This window comes from Corynebacterium sp. zg-331, assembly GCF_014267345.1.
Lineage (GTDB): Bacteria > Actinomycetota > Actinomycetes > Mycobacteriales > Mycobacteriaceae > Corynebacterium.
The window spans coordinates 1-11,752 of sequence record NZ_JACMYD010000012.1 but is presented as its reverse complement, the minus strand read 5'-3'; the positions used below and the strand labels follow the sequence as shown (position 1 = coordinate 11,752).

Sequence of the window (11,752 nt, the reverse complement as noted above, 5' to 3'; positions counted from 1 at the left end):
ACCCCAGGTGGGGTGGTGCCGGGTTTCTTTCTAGGCCTAGTTATCACAACTGTGATAACATATTTTATATAGGTTTCTGCGATGTTCGATCGGTGTACTACTCTCTGCCCGATGGTAGGTCGCTGTTACGAGATATATCGTTTTGGCTAGGGCGGGGGGAGGGTGGCTCTGGTCGGTAGTAATGGGGTGGGTAAAACCACATTATTGAAGATTATCGCCGGTGAAATCTCGCCTGTGTGAGGCGAGGTGTTTCGTTCGGGATCGGTGGGCGTGATGCCGCAGTTTTTTGATGAGGGCACGGTGTATGATGCCCTGCTTTCCGTAGCTCCTCTCCCCGTCCGAGAGGCTGCCGGGGCGGTTCGAATGGCGGAGGCTGCGTTGGCGGAAGAGAAAGGGGAATCGGCGCAGTATGATTATGCTGAAGCATTGGTCTCGTGGGGAGACGTCGGTGGGTATGAGATAGAGGCGCTTTGGGATCTGTGTACCACTGAGGCGTTGCGTTTGCCTTTTGATCAGTGTCGGAATCGTCGCATATCCACTCTCTCCGGTGGTGAGCAGAAGCGTCTTATCCTCACCGCGTTCTTCCGTGGGGATGACGATATTTTACTGCTTGATGAGCCGGATAATTTTCTCGATGTTCCCGGCAAGGACTGGCTGGAAAGGAAAATGAGGGAAACGGATAAGTCAATACTTTATGTTAGTCACGATAGGGAGTTGCCGGACCAGACAGCTACCTCCGTGGTGACGGTGGAATTGGCTAAATTTGGCAACACTTGCTGGGTTTATACTGGAGAATTTTCCGGCTATCGTCAGGCGCGAGAGGGGAGGTTGTCCCGGCTTGATGAGTTGCGGCGCCAATGGGAGGAGGATCGGGCTTGCTTGCGTCGTGTGGTGCATGAGTATAAGGATAAAGCGACCTATAACTCCGATATGGCTTCGCGGTACCGAGCGGCCCAGGCGCGTTTGCGTAGATTCGAAGATGCGGGTGCCCCGGAGAAAAGTCCAAAAGAAGAAAATGTGGTGATGGGGCTCAAGGGCGGGCGAACGAGAAAGAAGGCCCTGGTGTGTGAGAATCTGAAATTAACGAGGTTGACTCAATCTTTTAATTGTGAGGTGTGGTATGGGGACAAGATCGTCGTGTTGGGTCCCCATGGCGTGGGAAAATCACATTTTTTGCGTTTACTATCCGCCACGGATGAGGGGGATAATCCTGTGCGTTATACGGGAAAAGTAGTTCTCGGTTCGCGGGTTTATCCTGGTTGGTTTTCCCAAAAGCAGATTCGCCCGGATATGGTGGGTCGTACCCTGTTGTCCATTTTGCATTGTGGGGAGGGGCGGCGCTTTGAGGATCTTTCTGGCGGGCAAAAGGCCCGATTTCAAATCTTACTCCTTGAATTGGGGGTGCTACTATGCTCTTGCTTGATGAACCTACGGATAATCTTGATGTGGAATCGGCGGAGGCGCTGCAGGAGGGGTTACTTCTCTTTTGTGGTACGGTGCTTGCGGTAACGCATGATCGCTGGTTTGTCCGGGATTTTGATCGGTTCCTGATTTTTCTCGTGATGGATCGGTGTCGGAAAGCGATAGACCGATATGGGAGTGAAGAGTCATGCCTACTCGTATCGACGCAGGGGAGCGTCGCCGTCACGTGATTGAGGCTGCCTTTCGACAGGTGGTGTCCGAGGGGATCGAGGGAATCACGCTACGCAAGGTGGCGGCCGAGGCGGGGCTGAATATTGGGTCAGTGCGGCATTTTTTGACGGACACGAGGAATTGCTGGAGGTGGCGGCGCAGGAAGCGGGGACCGTATGGGCCATCGCCTTGCGCGCCATCCAGTGGAAGCCTTGCGCGGCCTTTCGGGGGAGGAGGCGGTGACCGCTTTGCAGAAGCTATTGGAGCAGGTTATGCCCGTGGACGAGGAGCGGCGAGCGGAGGCGATCGTGGTAGTGGAGTTTGTTCGAGCCTCCCGGGTGCGTTCGGTTTTTGCGCCCACCGCTGCGGGGATGGCGAAAGATCTTATGGAAGTGATCGAAGGGGCATTGGTCGCCTTGCAGGTGAGCAGGCCGCGGGAGGCGGCGCGTGAAATATCTGCCCTCATCGGCGGCTTGACTCTTGATGCGGTGACGCCGCATGGGGCACTGGGTGAGGAGGAGGTGCGCGCTACGTTGCGGCGAGCGCTCCGCCGAATCATATGTGCATAATTTGCATGTATGTGTATATATGCTAAGTTGGCTTTATGTCGATCACAGTAGCCATCGCCGGAGCTACCGGGTATGCCGGTGGCGAACTTCTCCGCTTGCTCCTGGGCCATCCCGCCTACGTGGCGGGACAGCTGCGCATCGGAGTGCTCACCGGGAACTCCTCGGCGGGAACGAACAATGCTTTCCCCTTTGCCCCGGCGCTGGCGGATCGGGTGATCCAACAAACCACCCCGCAGGCCCTTGGCGGGCATGACGTGGTCTTTCTCTGCCTGCCCCACGGCCATTCCGCCGCCCTGGCTGCCGCGCTGCCCCCCGAGACCCTGGTGATTGATTGTGCCGCGGACTTCCGGCTTAAGGACGCCGATCAGTGGGAGCGTTACTACGGCTGCGCCCACGCGGGCACCTGGCCCTATGGCCTACCGGAGTTGCCCGGTCAGCGCGGAGCGCTGCGCGGAGCGCGTCGCATAGCGGTACCGGGCTGTTTTCCTACCGGGGCGACCCTGGCTCTTTTGCCCGCCGTGGCCGAGGGGCTGATCGGTCCGCAGATCGCCTTGACCTCCGTCACCGGTGTCTCGGGCGCGGGAAAGAAGGCGGCTACGGCGCTGCTGGGCGCGGAGACGATGGGAATGGTGCGACCCTATAACACTGCGGGAAGGCACCGACACAACCCAGAGATTGTGCAGAACCTTCAAGCCTTCTCGGATGCTCCACTGAGCCTTTCTTTTACCCCGGTGCTGGCCCCCATGACCCGTGGAATTCTCAGCACCGCCGTGGCCGAATGGCGGGGAACCAAGGACCCCCGCGAGGTGTATGCGGGGTTCTACCGCGACGAGCCCTTTGTACACCTGCTCCCCGAGGGGGAACTGCCCAATACCAAAAACGTTCAGGGTACTAACGTGTGCCACCTGGCGGTGGAACTCAACGAGGAGGCGGAAACCCTCCTCATCACCGGGGCGATTGACAACCTCACCAAGGGCACCGCCGGTGGTGCGGTGCAGTGCATGAACCTGGCGCTGGGTTGGGAAGAAACGGATGGTCTCCCCACGGTTGCAGTGGCTCCCTAGAAAAGAGGAACAACGATGAGCATTACTGCCCCTCGAGGCTTTCAAGCGGCGGCTACCACGGCCGGGATCAAACGCTCCGGCACGCCGGACATGGCGCTGGTGGTTAATGAGGGCCGCCAGCGCGCCGCTGCAGCGGTGTTTACCCGCAACAAGATCTGCGCCGCCCCGGTGCTGCTGAGCAGGCAAGCGATGGCCGATGGGCACCTGGATGCCGTGGTCTACAACGCTGGCAACGCTAATGCCTGCACCGGTAAGCAGGGCTATCTCGATGCCCAGGAGATTCAGCGCGCCGTGGCACGGCACCTGGGTACGCAGGCGCAGGCCGTGGCCTGCTGCTCCACGGGGCTCATCGGTGAGCCCTTGCCCATGCCCCTGCTGCGCGCGGGGATACGGGAGCTCGTCGGCGGCCTGGGGCCGCACGGTGGCGCGGCGGCCACCGCGATCATGACTACGGATACGGTACCTAAGGAGACCCTCGTGGAGGGGTCGGGTTTTCTGCTCGGTGGTATGGGCAAGGGGGTGGGCATGATGGCCCCCTCCCTGGCCACGATGCTGGTGTGCCTGACCACGGACGCCCAGGCCACGCCGCGGTCGCTGGATACCGCGCTGCGTCGAGCCACGGCTCGTACCTTTGACGTGTTGGATATCGACGGCTCGACCTCCACGAACGATACGGTGATCCTCTTGGCCTCCGGGGAATCCGGGGTCGAGCCCACGCAGGAGGAACTCGACGCTGTGGTGCTGAGCGCGTGTAGGAACCTCGCCGCTGCTATGCAGGCGGACGCCGAGGGCGTGACCAAGCGGGTGAGTATCACAGTGCGGGGCGCGGCCAGTAGCGAGGAGGCCCTGCTGGCCGCGCGCACCGTAGGGCGCGATAACCTGGTCAAATGCGCGATGTTTGGCTCCGATCCGAATTGGGGCCGGGTGCTCGCGGCGGTGGGCATGGCCCCCGTGGAGATGGATCCGGAGAACATTGCGGTGAGCTTTAACGGCCACGTCGTCTGCGTGGAATCTGCTGGGGTTCCCGGCGCACGCGAGGTAGACCTCGGTGGCGAGGACATCGCGGTGAGTATCGATCTTGGCACGGGTAAAACTGGAAGCGCCACGGTGTACACCACCGATCTGTCTCACGCCTACGTGGAAATCAACTCGGCCTACAGCACGTAATTTTTTCGAGGAGTACAAAGCGATGAGTGATCTTCCCACGCTCAGCTCGGCGGATCGCGCAGCCGTCCTGGCGGAGGCGCTGCCCTGGCTGCAGCACTTCCGGGACCGTATCGTGGTGGTGAAATACGGTGGCAACGCCATGGTGGATGAGGGGCTCAAGGCAGCCTTCGCCGCGGATATGGTGCTGCTGCGCACCATCGGGGCCCACCCGGTGGTGGTGCACGGCGGTGGGCCGCAGATCTCCAGCATGCTGCAGCGCCTGGGCCTGGAGGGGGAGTTTCGCGGTGGGTTCCGCGTGACCACCCCGGAGGTCATGGAGGTGGTGCGCATGGTGCTTTTCGGCCAGGTGGGTCGCGGCCTCGTCGGGCTTATTAACTCCCACGGCCCCTACGCGGTGGGTACCTCGGGCGAGGACGCCGGCCTTTTTACCGCTCAGCGTCGGCTCGTCTCCATCGACGGCATACCCACGGACATCGGCCTGGTGGGCGACATCGTGAACGTGGATACCACGGCTCTGGTGGATCTGATCGATGCCGGGCGGATTCCGGTGGTTTCCACCATCGCCCCGGGCCTCGACGGCCAGGTGTATAACATCAACGCGGACACGGCGGCCGGGGCTCTGGCGGCGGCCCTCGGCGCGGAACGTCTGCTCGTGCTCACCAACGTAGAGGGCCTGTACACGCGGTGGCCGGATCGCTCTTCGCTGGTGAGCACGATCACCGCGGATCGGCTTCGCGCGCTGCTGCCTCGCCTCGATAGCGGCATGATTCCCAAGATGGAATCCTGCCTGCATGCGGTGGAATCCGGGGTGCGCGCGGCCCACGTGATCGATGGACGGCTGAGCCATTCTGTGATCCTGGAACTACTCACCGAGGGTGGCATCGGCACGATGGTGCTGCCGGAAGGAGCAAACAATGAGTGAGGCGCTCGACGCCTGGCCCACGGTGCTCATGGGCACCTATCCCACCCCCGCCATCGAGGTGGTCGAGGGACACGGCGCGCGGCTGATCGATGCCGAGGGCCGCGATTACATCGATCTTCTCTCCGGCATCGCGGTGGCCTCCCTCGGGTATGGCCACGAGCGTCTGGCCCGGGCCGTGGGGAAGCAAGCTCTGTTTTTTACCCACACCTCCAACCTGGTGGGTTCGCGCCCTGTGGTGGCGGTGGCTCGGGCCCTGCGCGAGCGCTTTCCGGCCCCAAATTCCCGGGTGTTCTTCTGCAATTCTGGTGCGGAGGCCAACGAGGCTGCGCTCAAGCTCTCTCGACGTACCGGTCGACGCCGAGTACTCGCCGCCGTCAATGGTTTTCATGGCCGCACGCTGGGCGCGCTCTCGCTGACCGGGCAGCCGGCCAAGCGTGCGGCCTTCGAGCCGCTGCCCGGCGGCGTGGAGTTCTTCCCCTACGGGGATGCCACCTACCTGCGCACCCTGGTGGAGACCGATCCGCGGGAGGTGGCCGCCATCTTCCTCGAACCAATTCAGGGGGAGACGGGGGTAATTCCCGCCCCGGAAGGATACCTCCGAAAGGTGCGGGAGCTCTGCGACGAACACGGCATCCTCCTGATACTCGACGAGGTACAGACGGGTGCGGGCCGCACCGGAGACTTCTTCGCCTTCGAGCACGAAGGAGTGATACCCGACGTGGTGACCCTGGCCAAGGGGCTGGGGGCGGGCCTCCCCATCGGGGCGTGCCTTGCTCACGGATCGGCCGCCAGCCTCCTGAGGCTGGGCGATCACGGCACCACCTTCGGTGGAAACCCCGTGGCCTGTGCCGCGGCCGAGGTGGTATTGGAGACCATGGATGCCGATTTCCTCGCCCGGGTGCGCCGCTCCGGGCAACGGCTATGCGAGGGGCTCCTGACCCTGCCTCAGGTGGAGTCGGTGCGTGGCAGGGGTCTCATGCTCGGCGTGGTTGTGCGCTCCCCGAATGCGCCCCGGGTAGTGGCGGCCGGTATGCGCGCTGGTCTCATCCTCAACGCCCCCTCGGAGCGGGTATTGCGGTTGGTGCCGCCGCTGGTCATCACGGAAGATGAGATAGACGAGGCACTGCGCCGCATGGCCGTGGCGCTCGATGAGGCCGATGCTTAGGAAAGGATCATGACGGTGACCACTCGCACCGCTCGTCAAGGCAAAATCCTTGATATTCTGGCCGCTACCCGAGTCTATAGCCAGGTTCAGCTCTCCGAGCTGCTGTTGGATGAGGGGATCGATGCCACTCAGGCCACCCTCTCGCGCGATCTCGATGAGTTGGGGGCGCGGAAGGTCCGTCGCGAAGGGTCGCGCTCCTTCTACGCCGTGGGTGCGGAGGAGGCGACGCAGCCGGACGCCCTCTCCGGGCCCCGGGACAAGCTCCGGCGGATGCTTGAGGAATTGGTGGTCTCTGTGGATTCCTCCGCCAATATTGCCGTGCTGCGCACCCCGCCGGGGGCCGCGCAGTACCTCGCCAGCTTCATTGATCGCGTGGGCATGGCGGAGGTCGTGGGCTGTATCGCCGGTGATGATACCATTTTTATTCTGGCGCGAGACCCGATGACGGGGGCCGAATTGGCCTCGATGCTGCGCGGCTGGAATTAACGAAATAAATCTGCAAAGGAGAAAGCATTATGACTAATCGCATTGTTCTGGCCTATTCCGGTGGCCTGGATACCTCCGTGGCTATCCCTTACCTGGCCAAGATGATCGAGGGCGAGGTCGTGGCCGTGTCCCTGGACCTCGGACAGGGCGGCGAGGACATGGATTCCGTGCGCCAGCGCGCCTTGGACTGTGGCGCCGTGGAGTCCGTCGTGGTGGACGCCAAGGACGAGTTCGCGGAGCAGTACTGCCTGCCCGCGGTCAAGGCTAACGCCTTGTACATGAAGCAGTACCCCTTGGTCTCCGCGCTCTCGCGCCCGCTGATCGTCAAGCACCTCGTGGAGGCGGCCAAGGAGCACGGTGGTACCCATGTGGCGCACGGCTGCACTGGTAAGGGCAACGATCAGGTGCGCTTCGAGGTCGGTTTCATGAGCACCGACCCCAACCTGGAGATCGTGGCCCCGGCGCGTGACTTTGCGTGGACGAGGGATAAGGCCATCGCGTTTGCCGAGGAGGTCAATCTGCCCATCGAGCAATCCGCCTCCTCGCCCTTCTCCATCGATCAGAACGTGTGGGGCCGCGCGGTGGAGACCGGATTCCTGGAGGATTTGTGGAACCCGCCCACCAAGGATCTTTACGCCTACACCGAGGACCCGGCTCTCGGTAACGCCCCCGACGAGTTGATCATCTCCTTCAAGAGCGGCGTGCCGGTGGCCATCGACGGCCGCTCCGTGACCGTCCTGGAAGCCATCGAGGAACTCAACCGCCGGGCCGGCGCCCAGGGCGTGGGTCGCCTGGACATGGTGGAGGATCGCTTGGTGGGCATTAAGTCCCGCGAGGTCTACGAGGCCCCCGGCGCGATGGTGCTCATCAAGGCGCACGAGGCGCTTGAAGACGTGACCGTGGAGCGTGAGTTGGCCCGTTACAAGCGTCTGGTGGACGCACGCTGGTCCGAGGAGGTCTACGATGGCCTGTGGTTTAGCCCGCTTAAGCGCTCCCTGGATGCCTTCATCGAGTCCACCCAGGAGCACGTCACCGGCGATATTCGTCTGGTGCTGCACGCCGGGTCCATCACCGTCAACGGGCGCCGCTCCGAGCATTCCCTCTACGACTTCAATCTGGCCACCTACGATACCGGGGATACCTTCGACCAGACGCTGGCCAAGGGTTTCGTGCAGCTGCACGGCCTGTCCTCCAAGATCGCCAACAAGCGGGATCGGGAGGCCTAAATGGAGCAGCACGGCACCAACGAGGGGGCGTTGTGGGGCGGTCGATTCTCCGGGGGCCCCTCGGAGGCGATGTTCGCGCTGAGCGTGTCCACGCACTTCGACTGGGTGCTGGCCCCCTATGACGTGCTGGCCTCCAAGGCGCATGCCCGGGTGCTGCACCGCGCGGGCCTGCTCAGCGCCGAGGATTTATCGGCCATGCTGGCGGGTTTGGAGCGCCTGGGTGAGGACGTGGCCTCCGGGGAGTTCCGCCCCGCCGCTACGGACGAGGACGTCCACGGGGCGATGGAACGCGGCCTGATCGAGCGCGTGGGCCCGGAGCTGGGCGGGCGCCTACGCGCGGGGCGTTCGCGCAACGACCAGGTGGCCACGCTGTTTCGCATGTGGCTGCGCGACGCCTTGCGCGGCATTGCGGTGTCCCTGACGGAGTTGGTGGACGCTCTGGTAGAGCAGGCGAAGGCACACCCGCGGGCGATCATGCCCGGTAAAACGCATTTCCAGGCGGCGCAGCCGGTGCTATTGGCGCACCAACTTCTGGCTCACGCCCATCCGTTGCTGCGCGATGGGCAGCGGATTCAGGACCTGGATCGCCGCCTCGCGGTGTCGCCCTACGGTTCGGGGGCGTTGGCCGGTTCTTCCCTGCGGTTAGACCCGGAGGCGATCGCGCAGGAGCTGGGCTTTGACGCGGCCGCGGATAATTCGCTCGATGCCACCTCCTCGCGGGATTTCGCGGCGGAGGCGGCCTTCGTGCTCGCGCAGATCGCGGTGGACATGTCGCGCTTGGCCGAAGAGATCATCGCCTGGTGTACCCCGGAGTTCGGGTACGTCACGCTCCACGACGCCTGGTCCACGGGTAGCTCCATCATGCCGCAGAAGAAGAACCCGGACGTCCCGGAGCTCACCCGGGGCAAGAGCGGTCGACTCATCGGCAATCTCTCCGGTCTGATGGCCACGCTCAAGGCACAGCCCCTGGCCTATAACCGAGATCTGCAGGAGGACAAGGAGCCGGTGATCGACTCGGTGGCGCAGCTTCGCCTCCTGCTGCCCGCCATGACGGGCCTGGTGCGCACCCTGGTATTCCACGAGGACCGGATGCGCGAGTTAGCTCCGCGCGGCTATACCCTGGCCACGGATCTGGCGGAGTGGATGGTGCGGCAGGGCGTGCCTTTCCGCGAGGCTCATGAGGCCTCGGGGGCATGCGTGCGTCTGGCGGAATCGCGCGGGGTAGACCTGGTGGAGCTCACCGACGCCGAGCTTGCCGGCGTGGACGAGCGTTTGACCCCCGAGGTGCGCGAGGTGTTGACCATCGACGGCGCCGTGGCATCGCGGGATACCCGCGGCGGTACCGCCGGGGTGCGGGTGGATGAGCAGCGCGAGCGAGTGCGTCGGGCGGCCAAGGTCCAGCGGGAATGGGCTGAGGGTTAGAGTAACGATCATGAGCCTTAACCCGCAGTTGCTGGACGTGCTGGTGTGCCCCAAGGATCACGGACCACTGACCTACCGCGAGCAGGAACAGGTGCTGGTCAATGAGCGACTGGGCATCGCCTACCGCATTGACCAGGGGATCCCCGTGTTGTTGATGGATGAGGCCGTGGAGTGGCCGGGAGGACAAGCGCAGTGAATATCATCGAGGAATTGCAGTGGCGAGGTTTGATTAATCAATCCACGGATCTCGACGCCCTGCGTGCGGCTACGGAACGCGGACCGATCACCCTGTACTGCGGCTTCGATCCCACCGGTCCCTCCCTGCACGCGGGTCACTTGGTTCCACTGCTGATGCTGGCGCGCTTTCAGCGCGCCGGTCATAATCCGATCGTGCTGGCTGGTGGAGCCACCGGCATGATCGGGGATCCCCGCGACGTGGGGGAGCGCTCGATGCATGACGCCGACACCGTTGCGGCCTGGGCCGAGCGCATCGCCGGGCAGCTGCGTCGCTTTGTCACCTTCGAGGGCGAACACGCCGCCGAGTTAGTGAATAATAACGAGTGGACCAAGGAGATGACCGTCATTTCCTTCCTCCGCGACGTGGGCAAGCACTTCTCGCTTAACACCATGCTCGCTCGCGATACCGTCAAGCGTCGTCTGGACAACGACGGCATTTCTTATACCGAGTTTTCCTACATGCTCCTCCAGGCCCACGATTACGTGCAGTTGCATGCCAGCCGGGCCGTCGATCTTCAGGTTGGCGGTGGCGATCAGTGGGGTAACCTGGTGGCCGGAGTGGATCTGGTGCGCCGGGTGAGTGGGGATCAGGTGCATGCGTTGACTGTTCCTCTGGTGACCGATTCCGAGGGCAAGAAGTTCGGCAAGTCCACCGGCGGCGGTAGCCTGTGGCTCGACCCGGAGATGACCAGCCCCTATACCTGGTATCAGTACTTCATCAACGCCGCCGATGCCGACGTTATGCGCTACCTGCGCTGGTTTACCTTCCTTGAACGTGAGGAACTAGAACGGCTGGAGCAGGAGGTTGCGCAACACCCCCACGCCCGCGAGGCTCAGCGCACCTTGGCTCGGGAAATGACCACCCTGGTGCACGGGGCGGCGGCCACGGAGGCCGTGGAACTGGCCTCTCGTGCGCTCTTCGGGCGAGCGGATCTCGCGGAGCTGGATGAGGACACGCTGGCCTCGGCGGTTTCGGAGACACAGGTTCTTTGCCTGAGGGCGGACTCCCCGCGCGGCATCATCGATCTGCTGGTGGGCACCGGCCTGGTGGAGTCCCGCGGAGCGGCCCGGCGCGCGATCAAGGAGGGGGGCGTGTACGTGAATAATGTTCGCGTCGGCGCGGAGGATTGGCAGCCGGAGGATAATGACTTCCTGCACGGCACCTGGTTGGTGCTGCGCCGTGGGAAGAAAAACTTTGCGGGAGTACAGCGCGGATAACCCTCCTGGAGATGTGGCTCACCGTGATGAGACCGTAGCGATGCCGGTCTGCTTCCGGGCCACATGATTCGCTCGTTGCACCGGCTGGTCCCTTGGCCGCAGGGGGGGACGGGTGTTCTGCGCCTCCCCGTCGGAGAGAATCCGTGCGGAGATCCGCGTACCGTCTTTCTTCTCGGCTCGTGCTTTGCACTCTAAACACACACCCTCGGACGAGTGCACTTGATACCTTGGGGAGGCTCGATGGTATCCGGGGGTTTATTCTTCCCTTCGGCTCCTGGAGCATCAATGTTGTGCGGGGCGCACGCCCCGTAGGCTCGGCTTCTCTTTCTGGGGCGTGCAGGACTGCTTATGAGCGGGGTCTTTCTCAAGACCTCATGTTCATTCCGGACACGATTGTGGGCGCCCCTATCGCGGGCGGGGGAACGGTCGTGCTCGATGAGCGCGCGCTTTATGTCATGCGCTTCCCGCATCGCCTGAAATACCTTGTGGTACCGGAATCCGTCATAGTGCGTGGATAGCGATGGAGTTCATGGTCTCGGGTGAGGGCGGGTTGGGTGGGATCGTGGTGGAGATGGGAGGTGAGTGTGGGTGGGACGTGAGGTGAACAAGGGTGGAAAAACGTGGTGTGGCCTGGGTGTTTGTGT

The 11,752-nt window shown here is 63.0% G+C and carries 10 protein-coding genes and 1 pseudogene; all 11 read left to right on the top strand.

All coding sequences use genetic code 11. The annotated features are described in order from the left end of the window. Positions 1–68 precede the first annotated feature (68 nt). The 11 genes and pseudogenes from H7347_RS10020 (at position 69) to tyrS (ending at position 11,108) form a co-directional block, all read left to right on the top strand. A pseudogene (locus H7347_RS10020) lies at positions 69–1,603 on the top strand (ATP-binding cassette domain-containing protein). 205 nt (positions 1,604–1,808) lie between these two features. Further along, positions 1,809–2,201 (top strand): TetR family transcriptional regulator C-terminal domain-containing protein, encoded by a 393-nt coding sequence (locus H7347_RS10015; protein ID WP_222129921.1) that lies wholly within the window; start codon positions 1,809–1,811, stop codon positions 2,199–2,201. 35 nt (positions 2,202–2,236) lie between these two features. After that, positions 2,237–3,265 carry an N-acetyl-gamma-glutamyl-phosphate reductase gene (argC, locus tag H7347_RS10010; protein ID WP_152823376.1) on the top strand — a complete coding sequence of 343 codons (1,029 nt, stop codon included), beginning with the start codon at positions 2,237–2,239 and terminating at the stop codon, positions 3,263–3,265. 15 nt (positions 3,266–3,280) lie between these two features. Further along, the gene (gene argJ / locus H7347_RS10005; protein WP_152823375.1) at positions 3,281–4,432 is read left to right on the top strand and encodes a bifunctional glutamate N-acetyltransferase/amino-acid acetyltransferase ArgJ; all 1,152 of its coding nucleotides are present in this window, start codon (positions 3,281–3,283) and stop codon (positions 4,430–4,432) included. 22 nt (positions 4,433–4,454) lie between these two features. Then, positions 4,455–5,354 carry an acetylglutamate kinase gene (gene argB, locus H7347_RS10000; protein ID WP_152823374.1) on the top strand — a complete coding sequence of 300 codons (900 nt, stop codon included), beginning with the start codon at positions 4,455–4,457 and terminating at the stop codon, positions 5,352–5,354. Continuing rightward, positions 5,347–6,519, top strand: a complete 1,173-nt coding sequence (locus H7347_RS09995) for an acetylornithine transaminase (RefSeq protein WP_152823373.1) — start codon at positions 5,347–5,349, stop codon at positions 6,517–6,519. The genes argB and H7347_RS09995 overlap by 8 nt, the downstream gene beginning before the upstream one ends. A gap of 9 nt (positions 6,520–6,528) precedes the next feature. Next, positions 6,529–7,005, top strand: coding sequence for an arginine repressor (locus H7347_RS09990; protein WP_152823372.1), 477 nt, complete (start codon positions 6,529–6,531; stop codon positions 7,003–7,005). A 29-nt stretch (positions 7,006–7,034) separates the two neighbouring features. Beyond that, positions 7,035–8,231, top strand: a complete 1,197-nt coding sequence (locus H7347_RS09985; RefSeq protein ID WP_152823371.1) for an argininosuccinate synthase — start codon at positions 7,035–7,037, stop codon at positions 8,229–8,231. Beyond that, positions 8,232–9,653 carry an argininosuccinate lyase gene (gene argH / locus H7347_RS09980; RefSeq protein WP_152823370.1) on the top strand — a complete coding sequence of 474 codons (1,422 nt, stop codon included), beginning with the start codon at positions 8,232–8,234 and terminating at the stop codon, positions 9,651–9,653. It abuts the gene before it with no gap. Positions 9,654–9,663: 10 nt separating this feature from the next. Continuing rightward, positions 9,664–9,849 carry a Trm112 family protein gene (locus H7347_RS09975; RefSeq protein WP_152823369.1) on the top strand — a complete coding sequence of 62 codons (186 nt, stop codon included), beginning with the start codon at positions 9,664–9,666 and terminating at the stop codon, positions 9,847–9,849. Beyond that, positions 9,846–11,108, top strand: coding sequence for a tyrosine--tRNA ligase (tyrS, locus tag H7347_RS09970; protein WP_186337480.1), 1,263 nt, complete (start codon positions 9,846–9,848; stop codon positions 11,106–11,108). The genes H7347_RS09975 and tyrS overlap by 4 nt, the downstream gene beginning before the upstream one ends. The last annotated feature ends 644 nt before the right edge of the window (positions 11,109–11,752 follow it).